General features: G+C 38.7%; 14 protein-coding genes. 5 read left to right on the plus strand and 9 right to left on the minus strand.

Translation table 11 applies throughout. The features are described 5' to 3' along the window. Window positions 1–13: 13 nt before the first annotated feature. From ACHUFV_RS18720 to ACHUFV_RS18745, 6 genes are all read right to left on the minus strand, one after another. Window positions 14–1,036, minus strand: a complete 1,023-nt coding sequence (locus tag ACHUFV_RS18720) for a Gfo/Idh/MocA family protein (RefSeq protein ID WP_394236817.1) — start codon at window positions 1,034–1,036, stop codon at window positions 14–16. An 80-nt stretch (window positions 1,037–1,116) separates the two neighbouring features. Then, complete coding sequence (gene fba / locus ACHUFV_RS18725) at window positions 1,117–1,956, minus strand: class II fructose-1,6-bisphosphate aldolase (protein ID WP_394236913.1); 840 nt, start codon at window positions 1,954–1,956, stop codon at window positions 1,117–1,119. Between the two features lie 153 nt (window positions 1,957–2,109). Further along, window positions 2,110–4,020, minus strand: coding sequence for a 3D-(3,5/4)-trihydroxycyclohexane-1,2-dione acylhydrolase (decyclizing) (iolD, locus tag ACHUFV_RS18730; RefSeq protein ID WP_394236819.1), 1,911 nt, complete (start codon window positions 4,018–4,020; stop codon window positions 2,110–2,112). A gap of 28 nt (window positions 4,021–4,048) precedes the next feature. After that, complete coding sequence (iolC, locus tag ACHUFV_RS18735; RefSeq protein ID WP_394236821.1) at window positions 4,049–5,026, minus strand: 5-dehydro-2-deoxygluconokinase; 978 nt, start codon at window positions 5,024–5,026, stop codon at window positions 4,049–4,051. A gap of 21 nt (window positions 5,027–5,047) precedes the next feature. Further along, complete coding sequence (gene iolB / locus ACHUFV_RS18740) at window positions 5,048–5,866, minus strand: 5-deoxy-glucuronate isomerase (RefSeq protein ID WP_394236823.1); 819 nt, start codon at window positions 5,864–5,866, stop codon at window positions 5,048–5,050. A gap of 220 nt (window positions 5,867–6,086) precedes the next feature. Beyond that, window positions 6,087–7,553, minus strand: a complete 1,467-nt coding sequence (locus tag ACHUFV_RS18745; protein ID WP_394236825.1) for a CoA-acylating methylmalonate-semialdehyde dehydrogenase — start codon at window positions 7,551–7,553, stop codon at window positions 6,087–6,089. A 442-nt stretch (window positions 7,554–7,995) separates the two neighbouring features. Between ACHUFV_RS18745 and ACHUFV_RS18750 the strand changes: the two genes are divergently transcribed. The 3 genes from ACHUFV_RS18750 (at window position 7,996) to ACHUFV_RS18760 (ending at window position 12,232) form a co-directional block, all read left to right on the plus strand. Further along, window positions 7,996–8,571 (plus strand): TetR/AcrR family transcriptional regulator, encoded by a 576-nt coding sequence (locus ACHUFV_RS18750; RefSeq protein ID WP_394236827.1) that lies wholly within the window; start codon window positions 7,996–7,998, stop codon window positions 8,569–8,571. Window positions 8,572–8,718: 147 nt separating this feature from the next. Then, window positions 8,719–10,821: an MMPL family transporter gene (locus ACHUFV_RS18755; RefSeq protein ID WP_394236828.1), complete on the plus strand. Its 2,103-nt coding sequence runs from the start codon at window positions 8,719–8,721 to the stop codon at window positions 10,819–10,821. A 133-nt stretch (window positions 10,822–10,954) separates the two neighbouring features. Beyond that, a complete protein-coding gene (locus ACHUFV_RS18760; protein WP_394236830.1) occupies window positions 10,955–12,232 on the plus strand; it encodes an MFS transporter in 1,278 nt (425 codons plus the stop codon). 110 nt (window positions 12,233–12,342) lie between these two features. On the opposite strand, the gene ACHUFV_RS18765 is transcribed toward ACHUFV_RS18760, so the two are convergent. Further along, complete coding sequence (locus ACHUFV_RS18765) at window positions 12,343–13,164, minus strand: squalene/phytoene synthase family protein (RefSeq protein ID WP_394236832.1); 822 nt, start codon at window positions 13,162–13,164, stop codon at window positions 12,343–12,345. Window positions 13,165–13,417: 253 nt separating this feature from the next. Here ACHUFV_RS18765 and ACHUFV_RS18770 point away from each other — a divergent pair, with 253 nt between their 5' ends. Beyond that, complete coding sequence (locus ACHUFV_RS18770) at window positions 13,418–14,158, plus strand: polysaccharide deacetylase family protein (protein ID WP_394236834.1); 741 nt, start codon at window positions 13,418–13,420, stop codon at window positions 14,156–14,158. A gap of 19 nt (window positions 14,159–14,177) precedes the next feature. After that, the gene (locus ACHUFV_RS18775; protein ID WP_394236836.1) at window positions 14,178–15,173 is read left to right on the plus strand and encodes an ABC transporter substrate-binding protein; all 996 of its coding nucleotides are present in this window, start codon (window positions 14,178–14,180) and stop codon (window positions 15,171–15,173) included. Window positions 15,174–15,241: 68 nt separating this feature from the next. Here the strand turns inward: ACHUFV_RS18775 and ACHUFV_RS18780 are convergent, their stop codons facing one another. Both ACHUFV_RS18780 and ACHUFV_RS18785 read right to left on the minus strand, forming a co-directional pair. After that, window positions 15,242–15,991 (minus strand): ABC transporter permease, encoded by a 750-nt coding sequence (locus tag ACHUFV_RS18780; RefSeq protein WP_394236838.1) that lies wholly within the window; start codon window positions 15,989–15,991, stop codon window positions 15,242–15,244. Further along, window positions 15,966–16,742 carry an ABC transporter ATP-binding protein gene (locus ACHUFV_RS18785; RefSeq protein ID WP_394236840.1) on the minus strand — a complete coding sequence of 259 codons (777 nt, stop codon included), beginning with the start codon at window positions 16,740–16,742 and terminating at the stop codon, window positions 15,966–15,968. The genes ACHUFV_RS18780 and ACHUFV_RS18785 overlap by 26 nt, the downstream gene beginning before the upstream one ends. Between the last annotated feature and the right edge of the window lie 780 nt (window positions 16,743–17,522).

Here is a 17,522-nt window from a genome sequence, read left to right on the forward strand (position 1 = left end):
AAAATATATTGTATTACAATTTTATTAAGTTAACTTTATATAAATCTGGGCACTCGTCATACTTAATTTCTACACGTTTTCCTGTTTCTCTTGCTACAGTTCCGGCTGTGGTCGTAACAGATGCAACATATCCATCCCAAGCAGTTGGTCCATTTAATTCATCTACTTTTACTGAATCAACCCAAAGTTGAAGTTCCCGCTCATATGCCCCTTCAAACCGTTGTTCCCAATCCATTGGAATGCCTGTAAAATCATTTCCTGCACTACGAATGCTTGAGTATGAAGGATTTGATAATGAGACTGCTCCATTCTCACAGACCACTTCACATTTTATGTCATATCCATATTTGCAATTCACAAAAATCTCAACATCAATATGTATACCCGATTCAGTTTCTAAAATTAAAATTTGCGGGTCATGCAGTTTATCATGAGTGTTCGACGTTTGTTTTGGCATTATGACTTGAACTGCCACATAGTCTTCATTCAGTAACCATCTTAATACATCGATTTCATGAACGGCAGTATTTACGATTGCCATCGGAGTGTCATAGTTTTCACCTGACGAAACATTACGGTGGGCACAGTGAAGCATCAGTACTTCTCCAAGTTTTCCGCTGTCTACCATTTCCTTTAGTTCTAGATAGCCTCTATCATATCTTCTCATAAACCCAACTTGAACTAATTTTTTACCCAACTCTACTTCTGCATTCATAATTCTTTTGCAGCCCTCCGCTTCAACAGCAAGCGGCTTTTCACAGAATACATATTTATTATTCTTAATAGCTTCAAGTACATATCCTTCATGCGTTGGATCCCAAGATGTTACGACAACTGCGTCAACTTCAGGTAATCTAATTAATTCTTCACCTGTTTCGACAAACGTTGCCCCTACCTCCTGAGCTATTTGAACAGCCCTCTCGGCGTTTATATCTGTGACGGCTACTACCTTTGCACCTTTCACTTTATTAGTAAACCGACGAATATGGTCTTGCCCGATCGCCCCTGTGCCAATAACCCCAATTTTCAATTCCACTGTAATACCCTCCTTTAATCATGAAATTCATATAATTAAGGAAAGGGAATGACTATTACAGCCACCCCCTCATTTTTTAATTATGCTTTATTGCTAGATTTAAATTCTCTAATTTTAGCCTTTACCGTCTCTTTAACTGCTTCTTTCCCTGGTGTAAGGATCGCACGTGCATCATATACTTCACTGTCATTTGCTAAAATTTCACGTACGGCTTTTGTCCATGCCTGTAAACATTCTGTATTCACATTAATTTTTGCATGACCAAGCTCAATCGATTTCTGAATTTGATATTCAGGTATACCTGATCCACCATGCAATACAAGTGGAATATTTGTTAACTCAGATATTTCCTTCATTTCTGAGAAACCAAGCTTCGGTTCACCTTGATATGGTCCGTGAACAGAGCCAAGTGCAGCTGCTAATGCATCAATACCAGTTTCTTTTACAATACGGGAACATTCTTCAGGATCTGCATATTGGATCCCGCCGATTAGACCATCTTCATTTCCGCCAACCGTTCCAACCTCTGCTTCAACTGATACACCCTGTGGGCGGGCATAGTCTACAACTTGCTTTGTCATAAGAATATTTTCATCAATTGGATGGTGTGAGCCGTCTATCATAACCGAAGTATATCCTGCATCTATTGCCTCTTTACAGCGTGCAACACTCATACCGTGGTCTAAGTGCAATGCTACAGGCACCGTAATGTTCTTTTCTTCTACTATTCTATTAACCATCGCAGCGATCGTTTTAAATCCGCCTAAATAATCTACAAGTCGATCAGAAGATGAAACAATGACAGGAGAGTTCTCCTCTTGAGCTGCTTCTAAAATAGCCTCTGCCCATTGAAAGCTGTTAATATTGAAAGCTCCAATTGCGTATTTGCCTTCTTTTGCTTTTTCAAGCATTTGTTTCATAGAAACTAACTTTGATGAAATTAATGTTGACACTTATCCCTCACCTCTCTTATTCCTTAAAAGTTATCTCAAAAATAATTTTAATTTTCAATAAATATTTTTTTTTAAATAGCGAGGGCTTGTAAAACCCTCGCCGCAAATTAGAAGCTTTTATTAATATTGTCTAGCTGTTTCTAATTTTTGTTTTCTTGCTTCGCTTGCCTTCTGAATGCTTTCTTTATTAGATACTTCTGCTACTCCGACATTCCACCAGCTTTCATAGCCTTCAGTCATTGTTTTCGGAAGAACTTTAATGTCAATTAAAGTAGATACTTCCTGCTTTTTCGCATCCTCTAAAGCTGCCTCCAATTGTTCAATCGTATTGACACGATATGTTTTAGCGCCATATCCTTCAGCTACTTTTGCATAATCAATATTTAAGATTTTATTATCATGCGTTCTGAATTCTGTGAAATAAGAACCACTGCCGTTTTCCATTTGTAGATTATTAATACAGCCAAACCCAGAGTTATCGAAAAGGACAACATTTACTTTGTGACCATATTGAATAGCTGTAATGAATTCAGAATGCATCAACAAGAAGCTACCATCACCAACAAGTGAATAAACTTCCTTATCTGGCTCAGCCAATTTAACGCCTAATGCACCAGATACTTCATAGCCCATGCAGGAATAACCGTATTCAACGTTATACGTATTTGTTACTGTTGGATTCCAGATACGCTGTACATCCCCTGGAAGCGAACCAGCTGAAGTAATAATCGTGCTGTCAGGTGAAATCGTTTCATTAACGGCCAGTAATGCTGTTGTTTGAGGCAATTCCGTATTTAATGCGTCTGCATATTCATTTAGAACTTCCTGTGTAAAATGGTTCTTAACTTCAGGATCAAAATTTTCACGAGTAAAAGTAATCTTGCTTAAGCGTTCACGCTCAGCATTCCACTCATCTTTTAAATCAGTGATTATTTGACCAAACTCCGTTTCATATCCCTCTAATAGCGGTGATAGCTGTTCTAGCGTTGTCTTAGCATCTGCTACAACCTGGAAGGCATCCAATTTGTATGCCTGAAAACGGCTTACGTTAATATTTAAAAACTTTGCTGTTTCAAAGTTAAATGCTGTTTTTGACGAAGTAGCGAAATCAGTATATCTTGTTCCGATACCGATGACTAAATCAGCTTGGCGTGCCGCCTTATTTGCTGCGAGCGTACCTGTTACACCCATTCCACCAAGGTTATTTTTGAATGTAGATTCCACTGTTGCTTTACCCGCTTGGGTTTCAACTAAAGGAATATTATGTTTTTCTGATAGAGCTACTAATATATCACGTGCCTCTGAATATTTAGCTCCCCCACCAACTAGAATGATTGGTTTCTTGCTTGCTCGAATTAGGTCTGCTGCACCTTTTAGCTCACGGTCTACCGGTGCTTTACGATCTAGATAGTGAACACGTTTTACAAAGAATTTTTCATCATAATCAAACGCTTCGCCTTCAACATCCTGTGCAATCGCAATGGTTGCAGGACCCGCTTTACCTGGATCTGTCATAACCTCGAATGCACGGATCAAGCTTGGCATTAGCTGCTCAGGGCGTGTAATACGGTCCCAATATCTTGAAACAGGCTTTAATGCATCATTTGTTGTTACAGCTAAGCTATATTCCTGTTCAACCTGCTGCAAAACAGGATCAGGCTGTCTTGAAGCAAAGGTATCACCTGGCAATAAAAGCATCGGAATATTGTTTGCTAGCGCAGTTGCTGCTGCAGTAACTAGGTTAGCTGATCCCGGACCGACAGATGTTGTTACCGCATAGATCTTTTGACGAAGCTTTTGCTTACCATAAGCCATTGCTGCTAATGCCATTCCCTGTTCATTTTTACCTTGAATGACTTTCAAATGACCCGCATCCTGTTCAAGTGCCTGGCCAATACCTAATACATTCCCGTGTCCGAATACATTGAATATCCCTTCTACAAAAGGAGTTTCTTTGCCATCAACATGTATATATTGTTGGTTTAAAAATTTGATTAATGCCTGTGCTGTTGTTAATCTAATTTTCCCCATGTTTTCTCACCTCGAGCAGATTTTCCGATTATGATCTTTCAGCAATAAGCTGTTCAATTTCTTCAACTGTCGGCATTGCTTCAGATGAGCTGTGCTTGCTTACAACGATTGCTGCAGATGCACTGCCGTATTTTAAAGCCGTTTCAATATCTTTACCAGAGATTAATGCGTATAAGAATGCTGAAGCGTATGAATCACCAGCACCGAATGTTTTTAATACCTTTGTTAAATACGCTTGACCTCTGAAGGTTTCGCCTGATTTTGTAAAAGCATATGAACCTTCAACACCATGTTTAATAACGACTAATTCCGGAGAATGCTTAAACAACTCAGCAATCGTTGCTTCGTTATTGCCTTCTTCCACATTTTCCATCACATCAAACTCATCGCGAGTACCAACAACTACATCAGACTGCTGTGCAACTAATGTATAGTAGACGGATGTTTCTTCTTTTGATGCCCATGTATAACCGCGGTAATCTAGTTCAAAGATAACCTTCACGTCATTTTTCTTCGCAAGCTGTACTGCTTTTAATACCGCTTCACGTGATGGACTTTTTGCAAGAGCTGTCCCAGAAACTAAAAGAATTTTTGACTTCTTAATGTAGTCTTCACTTACTTCAGATGGATCCAAATAAAGATCTGCTACATTATCGCGGTACATTAAAATACTGCACTCTTCTGGGCTTAAGATTTCTGTAAAAGCTAAGCCAGTCTTATGTCCTTCTTTATCTACGATCATATTTGTTGTATCAACACCAACACCAGCCATATACTGTTCAATGAAGCGTCCATGCTGATCATCGGCTAGCTTACCAATAAATCCTGCTTTTAAGCCTAATTTAGATGTTCCAATAGCAATATTTGCCGGTGAACCACCCACGTATTTCTTAAATGTCATCGTTTCTTCCATAGGACGGTTATATTCTACTGCGTTTAAATCTACACATGCGCGGCCAATCGCGATAATATCAAATTCTCTATCTGTACGAAATTCGACTTTCATATTCCGGACAACTCCTCTAATTTATTTACGGTCTAAAATCCATTCATGAGCTGGTTCGTTATGAAACTTCCAAATCTTTGTAGGTCCTGCCATTACATTTAAATAGTAGGAATCATAGCCATCTGGAACTGCAACAGGATGATATCCGGCAGGCACGACAACTACATCACCGTTCTCAACCGCCATTGTTTCATCTAATGTGCGATCATCTGTATATACACGTTGGAAGACAAATCCTTGACGCGGATTCATTTCATGATAATAGGTTTCTTCTAAAAACGATTCATGCGGTAGGTTATCTTGGTCATGTTTGTGTGGAGGGTAGCTTGACCAATTTCCACCATCTGTATAAACTTCAACAACTAGCAAACTATTAGCCGTTGGATCTGAATCCGTTAAAAAGTTGTGAACCATACGTTTGTTACTGTACTTCCCTCTATGTTCAACCTGTGTATCCTCTGCTTTAATCAGCTTTGTCGGAAGCTGCTTTTCTGATGGAGAGTAGCAAAGAACCACACGCGCTTGACTTACTGCAGTTACTTCAAATATTCGATCATTTGATACATACACACTGTCGGTCGGCTTCTTTTCAAAAACACTTTCTCTTGTGCCGATATTTTCAAATGTTTCTTCTTGGTCTGTTACATTGATTTTTCCTGTTAAGGCAACAATGCAGCATTCTATTTTGCCTAATTCCTCTTTATATGTAGCACCAGCAGCTAAATCAACTACTTTAAGGCCGACATATTCTAACGGTGAATTGGCAGATGTCACTTCATGGACAATCGTAACTCCAGCTGCAGATTCTGCTGTATTTGGTTTACGGAGTAATTTACTCACTATGTAATCTCCTCCTGTCATTATTGATAAATTATATCAAAATTCTATTATTCATAAATGAAAAGCATCTATACCTACTTTAGTCAGGTTATGACTTGCATTTTACAATAAATTATTCTACTATTTAGGCAAGTTGATATTCTTACAACCACTTATTTATGGCTATTATCCCTGCTGACTTTTGCAAGGATAATAGCCACTTTTTTATTGTTCTAGATTATTATTCAAAGCTAGGTGCTTTATAGTTTGCTGTAACAACCTTTTTGCGAGTATAGAATTCAACACTGTCTTTTCCGTTTGCAGGAAGTGTTCCGTAGAAAGATGACTTCCAGCCGGAGAATGGGAAGAATGCCATTGGAGCTGGAACTCCCAAGTTAACGCCTAACATACCTGCATCAATATTTTCACGGAAGTAACGGATTGATGAAGCATTTGATGTATAGATACATGCACCATTAGCGAATTCTGATTCGTTTGCTGTTTCAACTGCTTCTTTCAAGTTTTTCACACGAACGATTGATAATACTGGAGCGAAAATTTCATCCTTCCAAATTGTCATATCTGTTGTAACACCGTCAAAGATTGTTGGTCCAACAAAGTATCCTTCTTCAGGTGAAGCACTTTCACGTCCGTCACATACCAGCTTCGCACCCTCATCAATACCTTTTTGAATATAGCCAAGTGTACGTGTCTTGTTATCTTCTCTGATAACTGGCCCTAAGAATACACCTTCATCTAAGCCATTTCCAATTTTAACCTCTTTAGCTCTTTTTACTAATAAATCAAGGAATTCATCAGCAACTCCCTCTTCAACAGTAACAACAGAACAAGCCATGCAGCGTTCGCCTGCTGAACCAAATGCTGAAGCGATAACGTTTGTTGTGGCAAGATCTAAATCTGCATCATTAAGAACGATTGAGTGGTTCTTTGCCCCAGTCAATGCTTGTACACGTTTTAAGTTTTGGCTTCCGCGCTTGTATACGTATTCGCCGACAGGCTTAGAGCCAACAAATGAAATAGCCTTAACTTCCGGGTGATCAAGGATTCCGTTAACGACATCATGTGCACCGTTTACAATGTTGAATACACCGTTAGGAAGTCCTGCTTCAGTTAATAATTCTGCTAATTTTTCTGTTAAAAGCGGAGTTCTTTCAGATGGCTTTAACACAAATGTATTACCTACTGCAATCGCCATTGGGAACATCCAGCATGGTACCATCATCGGGAAGTTAAATGGTGTAATTCCGCCAACAACTCCGATTGGATAACGATAGTTTGTTGCTTCAACATCTGATGCAATGTTTGTTAGTGAATCACCCATCATAAGTGTAGGTGCACCTGCTGCAAATTCCACATTTTCAATACCACGTCCAACTTCGCCTAGCGCTTCTGTTGTATTTTTACCATTTTCGATTGTGATTAAGCGAGCTAATTCATTTTGATTCTTCTGTAGCAATTGTTGGAAATTAAATAAGATTCTTGCACGTTTTTGAACCGGAACGTTCCTCCACTTCTTAAACGCCTCTGCAGCAACCTCAACTGCATAATCAATATCTTCTTTTGTTGATAGAGGAACCTGGGCAATTACTTCACCTGTTGCAGGGTTGTATACATCTTCATATTTTGTTGTTTTACTTTCTACCCATTCACCGTTAATATAGTTTTTAATTTTTCTAACTTCTGCCATGTGTTTTCTTCCTCCTTAGGTTTGAACCTTACCATATTCTGTATTTAGTAGATATAATTCTAATAAAATCTTAATTAGTTAATTCTATATTTTTGATAACCTGTAATAAGCTTACAATTTATCTTTCTATTTTAACCATTTTATTAACTTTTGGTTATCTTTTGGTTACCTTTGATTCAATCTTAATACTAAAACCGCTTTCAGTCAACCGTTTTTTTGATTTTTCTTTTACTTTATGAGTAACTGTATGCGGTTTCATTATATCTTTTAATTAAGTTATTAACAATAGGTTATAAAGTATTGGTTACATATTGGTACTCAGTAGTGAAATAAAGTCTACATAACTCTTTATTTTCCATCATTAATAATCATGAAATGGCGGAGTGAATCACTTATGCTCATTTCAATTGGTAAATGGTATAATGAGACCTGAGGTGAGCAAATGGCACGTGAGCGGAAGTTTTCTAAAGAAGAATTATTTCATGTAACAAAAGAGTTACTCCTTCTTCATGGCTATGAGGGATTCTCTTTTAGTCTTTTAGCAGATCACTTAGATGTATCAAGAGGCACGATTTATAAATACTACGTTAATAAGGAAGAGCTAGTAACAAGCTTTATGATTCATGAGATGAATCAATTCTTGTTTGAATTAAGAAAAATTGAGCAATACGCGGGTTTTGATGCCCAATTTGATTATCTTTTAGATATTATTTTAAAGAAAAGTGAAATTCACCGATTTATTGGGATGAATGCTCAAATCCCAGATGGAACAAATGAGAATGTTAAAAAGAATAAAGAAGCTTTAGACAAGCTTCATATTGATATGTATGGCTATTTGCAAAGCTTTATCCAGCTTGGAAAGGATGAAGCCAAATTAAAGCCTCATCTTGCAAATGGATTAATGCTTGGATTTATCTTTCAGTCAGTGGCCATTCCTAACCACTTCGGTGTTCCCCATTCAGAATGGGCTCAATCGATAAAAGAAATAATTAGTCACGGCATGTTTAACACTAAATAATTGACACCATTGTCACTTTTAATGATAATATTAATGATAATGACGTTGGTGTCATTAATTTTTCACAAAAGTGACACAAATGTCACTTTGAATATTATATTCACATGAAAGGTGGAGTTTGGAAGGTATGATAAGGGGTATTATGATATGAAAACATTTATTCAATACATTACAGATCGTGTGACAACCAAAAAAGGAATGTGGATTACATTAATCATTTGGCTTGCAGCAACCATTTTATTGGCCACTTTTGCTCCAAGTGCAAAAGAATATGAAGTCTCCAGTATAGCCTCCATACCAGAGGATGCTCAATCTGTGATTGCGCAAAATAAAGTCGACGAATATTTTTCTGAGGATGAGGGAACTCCGGGAATACTGGTTTTTCAATCCGATAAAGAAGAAATTGATGTAACACAGCTTATTGGCTTTTTCGCAAAGGTAGAAGATGAGATCGACGGAGTTGAACAGGTTGTACCATTGGCTGCCCTCCCTCCGCAAGCAGTTGCCGGCTTCTTTTCTGAAGACAAGCAGACGGCCGTTATTCCGTTAACCTTTGATCCTGCATTAGAATCGAAGGAATTAAGAGACAAACTGGAGAAGATACAAGCTTTGTCAAAGGAGACAACAAACCTAAACCTCTATGTTACAGGACCGGCAGGAATTGCAGTTGATTCCTTAAATCTATTTTCCCGGGCTGATGTTGTTCTTATCCTTTCAACAGTTGGATTAATTCTAATTCTATTAATTGTAATATACCGTTCACCATTGCTTGCACTAATCCCGCTTTTAGCTACGTCCTTTGTATATGAAGTGGTCTACCAAATCCTTGGCCTAATGGGAAAAGCAGGACTTATTATAAGTAATCAGACTTTATCCATCATGACTATCCTATTATTTGCTGCGGTCATTGATTACTCCTTGTTTGTCTTCTCTCGTTTCCGAGAAGAATTAAAGGTACACGAAAACAAGTATGAGGCAATGAAATATGCTATGCGGGAAACAGGTATGCCTGTATTCTTTTCCGGAGGAACTGTATTAGCAGCGATGCTCGTGTTATTTTTTGCAGAATTTGGTGACTATCGAAATTTCGCACCAACCTTTGCTACAACAATGGCCATCATCATGCTGGCATCCATCACACTGATTCCGGCATTATTCACGCTTTTTGGAAGAAAGTCATTTTGGCCAAAGGTTCCGCATGTTGGCGATCATCATGTAAAAAGCAATTCAACCTGGAGTAAAATTGCCCGTTTTGTCACAAATAAACCAGGTACTGCTGTTGCTGTGATTGGAATTGTTCTGCTTCTATCTGCAAGCAACCTGTTCAATCTCAACTATGAGTTTGATACGATGAAATCCTTTCCTGATGATATGCCTTCAAGAATGGGGTATGAAATCCTAGAAAAGGAATTTGATAAAGGTGACTTGGCACCAACCACTGTAATTTTTGAAGGGAAAGAAGCCCTCACGAAAGAATCACAGGATCAGTTGATTAATGTGTTATCAGAGCAAGAACAAGTCAACAGCGTCCGCCTAAGCGGTCTGACCGAGGATCAGAAGGTCATCAATCTAAGTCTTACGTTTAAAGAAAGTCCTTATTCAGTTAAGACGATGGATGCTTTGGAAAAAATGAGGGACAAAGCAGATAAATTAGTAGCTGATAGTAAGTTAAGCGGGAATCTTTACTTTGCAGGTGAAACAGCGAAAAAAGTGGACGACCGGTCTGCTAATAATCGAGACCTAATCGTCATTGTCCTATTAGAAACCTTGTTAATCTTCCTATTATTAATTGTGTTAACTAAGTCATTTAAAATGCCAATTTATATGATGGGAACGATTTTAGTTTCCTTCCTTGCCGCACTAGGATTAGGGATGTTTTTAACCGATTTATTCTTTGATATCAGCACCATTTCAAACAGGGTACCGTTGTATTCCTTTGTATTCTTAGTCGCTCTTGGGATAGATTATAATATTATTTTAATTTCAAGGTTCCAGGAGGAAAGAAAAAGGCATTCTGTGAAAAAGGCTGTAGAAATAGCCGTTTCCCATACCGGTGGTGTGATATCCTCAGCAGGAATTATTCTTGCTGCGACATTTGCCGTCCTTATGACACAGCCAGTTGAATTGTTGTTTGTGTTTGGCTTTATTGTTGCAGTGGGAATCCTTTTGGATACCTTCTTAATCAGAGGAATCCTATTACCAGCTCTCCTTGTTTTACTTGAAAAGGATAAAGTGAAGGAAACCGTATAATAAAAAGGCCAATCCAGGTGTGTATGACTTGGATTGGTTTTTTATTTTAGGCATGCAACATAGTACTTGCCTACTATTAATAAGCTAATATATGAATATTTGAACAGGAAGGATTTTATCCTAACTGCTTACAGTGATTAAAACGGAGGTCATCATACTGAATTCTAAAAAGACCTTTTCCTACAGCAAGATTTTTGTCATCGGTAGTGGTTTCTTAACCTTAATGCTTGTTTGGACCTTCTATAATGCCTACATGCCTCTTATTCTAGGCGGATTTATTGAAAGCAGAGCGATTCGCGGCGCAATTATGGGAATGGACAATTTACTTGCTGTTCTGCTGATTCCGATTATTGGAGCCTGGTCAGATAAGGTGAATACAAGAATAGGAAAACGGCTCCCTTTCATTGTTGTCGGAATGCCGGTTGCTGCTCTCTTCTTTATCTTAATCCCCTATGGTGCCTCGCTTTCCTTTTGGGCACTGATTAGCATTGATATTATCTTCTTACTGGCCATGACAGTATTTAGAGCGCCTGTGATCGCCCTCATGCCGGACCATACCCCACCAGACAAAAGGTCGTCTGCTAACGGAGTGATTAACTTTATGGGCGGCATCGGAGCAATTATTGCTCTTTTCGGCTTATCTCTATTATATGACTTGGACCGCGCGTACCCCTTTCTGACTGCAGGACTTTTGCTGCTAGTAACCTTCATCCTGCTCTTTATTACAGTTGACCGTAATCCCCCATATAGCGGCAGCACTGCTGCAGATTGGGAAGAAATTAAAGCATCACATTCCTTTTTCTCTGATCTCCGTCAACTGGCAAAGCCTGAATTTAGAGGTCAGCTACTTATTTTATTGGCTATTTTTGTTTATTTTATCGGGTATACCGGTGTGGAGGCTTTATTTACCGTCTATGCAGTCGAATATCTAAATATGAAGGAAAGCGCGGCAGGTTTAACACTTGGTTTTTTCAGTCTTGCCTTTGTTTTATTTGCAATTCCAGCGGGACTTTTAGGGAATAGATGGGGAAAGTTGCCTCTCATGCGAGCCGGGCTCATTCTCCAGCCACTCTTCTTTCTCAGCATCCCACTCCTTCCAATCTTCACGGCACAATTTCCTTCTCTAAATGAAGTTTTATTATTACAAATCATCCTTTTTACTGGCGGTATCACATGGGCACTTGTAAACGTTCAAGCCTATCCTCTCGTAGCTGATTTAGGAGGAAAAGACAAAATTGGCTTTTTCACAGGCTTATATTATTTGTTTTCAATGGCAGCTGCCATTATTGCCCCAAGCATATTAGGGCTCATGATGGACCTATTCACGCACCCCGCTCTTTTCTACAGCTCAGCCATTAGCTTTATCATTGCTTATTATTTGCTCAGGAAGGGCAGCAAGCTAATTCACTGAAATGGAAAATCGATTCTCCCCTTGTCTTGTTAATTAGAGGCAGCTGATGCTTCAAAAAAAATAGCGGCGGTCTAAAAGGGATATCCCTTGACCGTCGCTATTGTCTTTCGTTATACATTTCCAACTACTTTTCCTACTACCTTTATAACTTCCAATCTGCTCATCTTTTCTTTTCCGTCTACTAAAGCCTGCAGTGTACCATGCGCAAGTGCCAACGGAATTTTGCAGAATTTTAAAATCGATTCATTTTTAATATCCTTTACATACAGATCAGCCAGCTCAAGATTTCTGCGGGCATAGGCAAACATATCCTCTAGCTTCCAGCCCTCTGGAAAGAAGCTGACTCCGCGATCCTTGTCCTCATTATGATTGCGAAGGATATTAACGGCCTGCAAGCCGCGCCCGAATGCAATCGCTAAATGCTCATCTGCCTCTGTCTGGTCATACCACTTCCATATGTCAGAAAGCATGACGCCCACAAGACCCGCTACATAATACGTATATTGATCTAAATCCTCTTCATTTTCTATCTGCCAGTCTTTATTTACCCATTCAGCCATCCCTTTTGCCATAACTGCTGTTGCTTCCAAAACCTTGTCCACAATCGTATCCGGACAGAGCTTAATCCACTCGGCAAGCTGCAAAGTAACCTTTGGTAACTGTGACTGATAAGGTTGGAAAAGTGCTGTTAACTCTTCCTCATGAAAGGGTTTGTCGAGTATTTGACTAATGGAAAATAAAAGATGACTTTTATCTGATGAAGGAAGACTCTGGTGATCCTCAATCTCATCAATTGCTCTCATACATAAGTAAGCAGATGCAACAGCTTCCTGTAAACCCTTTGCTAGATGACTAATCGGAATATAAAATGTCCGGCTCGTCGCTTTTAGCGTGTCTCTAGCATTTTTATTGATATACCTTGTTTCGCTCACCCTGTAAAGCCTCCTTATTTCCCTGTATTAGCTGTATTCTATGGTTAAACATTCACTTTAAAAAGTGAACCTCATCAATAAATCAAAACAAATATGGTGAAAAAAATGTAAACCTTCTCTATTGTAAATTATACGATTATAAAGGCCAATAAACAACCTGGACCCATCAATAACCTCTAATTTCCAAAATGAGGTTGACTTGTAAAATAAAGAAAATCTATAATATAGTGAAATAGTTAACAAGGAGGTCTATATGTCATTTTCTGTCCTTATGTATCATGAAATAAGAAAAGAACAGGAGTTTAACCCAGAGCATCCGTCATATATTGATGTGAAGCAGGATTATGATGATATTCTGCCATCGCCGCTCTTTGTTACTCTTGAGCATTTTGAAGAGCAAATGACTTATTTACATGAACAAAACTATCATATATTAACATTAGCTGAGGTAAAGGATTATTATCGGGGAAAAGAAATACCTGAAAAATCCGTGCTGCTTACCTTTGATGATTGTTTTCAATCAGTTAAAGAGTATGCCTATCCCATTTTAAAAAAATATGACTTTCACGCGGTTGCTTTTGTCGTAACAAGCTGGCTGCAGGATACGGCAACGGAATTTAATCCAGAAAAATCTGTCTGCATGACGAAAACGGATTTGACGGATATCTCAGATGTTTTTGAATACGCTAATCATACTCACTCCTTTCACCAACGAACAAATGCTGAAACAAGCATGATGATGGAAGCAAGTGACGAGGAATTTTCACAGGACCTTGATACCTGTAATGAATTTGTTGAGGTTAAGGATGTTTTCGCTTATCCATTCGGGTTATTTAATGATCGCAATGTGTCTCTTTTACGAGAAAAAGGGGTTATTTTAGCCTTCACAACGGAAACTGGTAAAAATGACCGACAAACTGAGCCGCTTCATCTCAAGAGGAATGTCATTCCGTATTTTATCAATTTAGATGCTTTCAAAAAAATAGTTCAATAACGATTGGAGAATTGCTACGATGAAAAAACGATTACTAGCATCACTCTTACTTGTCTTTCTATTCCTTTTAGCAGCGTGTGGAAATGGCAATGAAAATGAAAGTACTAAAAAAGCAGAAAACACAAAGGAAGAACCAAAAACGGAAGAAAAAACAGTTGGGCCAAGCGGCGAGGAAATGACCATTGGCGTATTGCCTGCTGAGTCTGCTATTCCGATTATTTTAGCCAAAGAGAAAGGCTTTTTTGAAGAGGAAGGCGTCAATGTGTCAATTAAAACCTTCTCTTCACCAAATGACCGAAATGTCGCTGTACAAGCAAAAGAGCTTGATGCAACAATTGGCGATGTGATGACAGAAGCAACATTTAAAGACAATGGGATTAATATGAAAATCACCTCTGATATTAGTGAGGATTTCAAAATTCTATCTTCTCCAGATTCCGGCATTACTGAAATGAGCGGATTAAGCGGCAAGAAGGTTTCACTTGTTCCTAACTTTATTCTTGAGTACATAATGGATGAATTTGCGAAAAAAGATAAGTTTGAATATGAAATTGTTGAAATACCTTCCTTCTCCGCAAGAGCAGAATCCTTATTATCTAACCAAATTGACGGTGTTGTTTTTACAGAGCCGCAGGCAGGAATGCTTGTTAAGCAAGGTGCTCATTTACTAGGAAGCTCGAAGGAAGCAGGCATCAAGGGCGGTACACTTCAATTTACGGACGAGATGATTAATTCAAAACCAGGTGATATTAAAGCCTTTTATAAGGCCTATAATAAAGCCGTCGATTATATGAATGATACAGACGCAGCAGAGTATAGCGAGATTTTAACAACCTATCAATTCCCTGAACAAATGAGCGCGTATTTATCTAGCAAGTCAGATGACTTTGCCTATGCAGGTAAGATTGATAAAGACCAATTTGATAACATTATCAAATGGACAAAGGAAAAAGGACAAATCAAAAAAGAGTATTCCTATGATGAATTAACAAACTTTAGCTTTATCGAAGATTAAAATCAGGTGTCAGGCACCACAAAAAGACAAATGGTTCCCATTTGTCTTTTTACGGTGCCTGACACCTTTTATTTTGCTGCCCATGGGGTAAAGTGAGCTTCTAGTAAATCTAACAGCTTAAAGAAAAGTAAACCGATAAAGCCTAAAACGATTATGCCGCAAAACATCTCTTCATAATTCATTTTCGTCCATGCGCTCATAATGAGGTAGCCGACTCCGTACGTTGTTGCATAGTTCTCTGCAAAAAATAATGACGCAAGTGAAATACCGATACTAATCCGCAGCCCTGAAAATACCTGCGGCAAAATAGCCGGGATGATAAGGAAGCGGTATTGCTGTTTAATGGAGGCAGCGAAGCTATTCATTACCTTGAAGTGGGAAGCCGGAATCTGCAGCACTCCATCACGGACAGATAAGATCATTTGAAAAATGATGATCCATATTATCAGCATAATTTTTGACATATTGCCAAGCCCGAATAACAGCATAAATACAGGCAGAAAGGCAACCTTTGGAATTGGGTAAATATAGTATAAAAACGGAGAAAAAAGACGATTGATCTTTTTATTAACTCCGAGAAAAATGCCGGCTGGAATCCCGATCAATAATGAAATACTCATGGCAACTAGTACTCGTAGGATGCTTCCGAGCGAATGCAGGATCAGATCATCCAGGATGGTAAACAAATATGTAAATGTCGCGAGCGGTGACGGGATTGTATGGGTTTGAACAAGCAGATTAATGAGTTCCCAAAAAACAATAAAACTAAAGAAACCGACAATCAGTTGGCTGCTACCTATTTTTCGTATGATGTTCATTGACTGTTGTCTCCATATTCATTAATTTTCTAATCTCAATACATGCCTCATAAAACCCTAGCCGCTCCTTCGCATTCTTTTGTGCAAAGTATGGGTTCTTCACTTCTTGAATCGTTCCATTTTTATTCAAAATCAGTATGGTTTCTCCTAAGAAAACTGCCTCTTCAATATCATGCGAGACAAACAATAGCGTCGTTTTTAATTTTTGCTGCTGTGCTAGGATCAGCTGCTGAATGTGTTCCTTTGTTGTCGCATCCAAGGAAGATGTCGGCTCGTCCATTAATAGCAGCTCAGGCTTGCTGATTAAGGACCTTGCAATAGCCACCCGCTGCCTTTGTCCCCCGCTCAGCTCATGTGGATACTTATCCTTTAGGCTCTCTAGCTCCATTTCTTTTAACAGCGAAATGATTTGCTCTTTTGCACTCTCTATATTTTTTTCCTTCTTCAGCAATAACGGCATCATAACCGCTTCTATTACTGTCTGCCATGGAAAAAGACCTAAATCCTGAAATAAAAATGCCGTACTTCCCTTTGATTTTTTCACTGTCTGCCCGCCGATTGTGATACTCCCCTGACTTGGTTGAATAAAGCCGGCAATTAGGTTCAGCAACGTACTTTTCCCAACACCAGATTTGCCAATCAAAGCATATGACGTTCCTTTGTTCAAAGACAGTTCAACATGGTCTAGAATTGGTTGATCCCCAAACCGAAAAGAAACATCTTGCAAAACCACAAAAGCTTTAATGCTCATAAAGTCCCATCCTTTAACCATAGATATGACCATAATATCACAATGAAACAGACAACGTGCACTGACTCCGTAAATTCAGACTACTTCAGCAGTCATTTCATCAAAATGTCATATCCTTCAGAACAGAAAAAAGGCATTGTCATGATGACAATGGGTTCTCTTTTAAGGTGCAAAAAGTAAAAAAACAAAGGAAATAACGCAAGAAAAGGCATGGTTCGCATAAGAATTAGCCATGCCTTTTCATATACTTAGACTTCGGACATATCCGTGGATATTTTGCTTCTTCTATCCGTAGTTGCCCCGACTTCCGACACATTCGATCATATTCTTTATTGCACGTCTGTCTCATGATTGCTCTTCTTCTGACAAATCTTGTTTTCTATACTACAACTCTGTCTCATGATCGTTCTTCTTCTGACAATTTGGGCTTTCTATACTGCAACTCTGTCTCATGATCGCTCTTCTTCTGACAATTTGGGCTTTCTATACTGCAACTCTGTCTCATGATTGCTCTTCTTCTGACAATTTGGGCTTTCTATACTGCAACTCTGTCTCATGATTGCTCTTCTTCTGACAAATTGGGCTTTCTATACTGCAACTCTGTTTCATGATTGCTCTTCTTCTGACAAATTGGGCTTTCTATACTGCAGCTCTGTCTCATGATTGCTCTTCTTCTGACAAATTGGGCTTTCTATACTGCAAGTCTGTCTCATGATTGCTCTTCTTCTGACACATCTTGCTTTCTATAATGCAACTCTGTCTCATGATTGCTCTTCTTCT

Origin of the sequence: Niallia oryzisoli (assembly GCF_043641075.1) — a bacterium.
In the GTDB taxonomy this organism is placed as follows: domain Bacteria; phylum Bacillota; class Bacilli; order Bacillales; family Cytobacillaceae; genus Bacillus_BD; species Bacillus_BD oryzisoli_A.

Coding starts and splice junctions, on each gene's coding strand:
- ACHUFV_RS18750 (WP_394236827.1), top strand. CDS start 7,996: ATGGCACGTGAGCGGAAGTTTTCTAAAGAAGAATTATTTCATGTAACA.
- fba (WP_394236913.1), bottom strand. CDS start 1,956: ATGAAACAAATGCTTGAAAAAGCAAAAGAAGGCAAATACGCAATTGGA.
- ACHUFV_RS18755 (WP_394236828.1), top strand. CDS start 8,719: ATGAAAACATTTATTCAATACATTACAGATCGTGTGACAACCAAAAAA.
- iolC (WP_394236821.1), bottom strand. CDS start 5,026: ATGAAAGTCGAATTTCGTACAGATAGAGAATTTGATATTATCGCGATT.
- ACHUFV_RS18745 (WP_394236825.1), bottom strand. CDS start 7,553: ATGGCAGAAGTTAGAAAAATTAAAAACTATATTAACGGTGAATGGGTA.
- iolD (WP_394236819.1), bottom strand. CDS start 4,020: ATGGGGAAAATTAGATTAACAACAGCACAGGCATTAATCAAATTTTTA.
- ACHUFV_RS18780 (WP_394236838.1), bottom strand. CDS start 15,991: ATGAACATCATACGAAAAATAGGTAGCAGCCAACTGATTGTCGGTTTC.
- ACHUFV_RS18775 (WP_394236836.1), top strand. CDS start 14,178: ATGAAAAAACGATTACTAGCATCACTCTTACTTGTCTTTCTATTCCTT.
- ACHUFV_RS18770 (WP_394236834.1), top strand. CDS start 13,418: ATGTCATTTTCTGTCCTTATGTATCATGAAATAAGAAAAGAACAGGAG.
- ACHUFV_RS18785 (WP_394236840.1), bottom strand. CDS start 16,742: ATGAGCATTAAAGCTTTTGTGGTTTTGCAAGATGTTTCTTTTCGGTTT.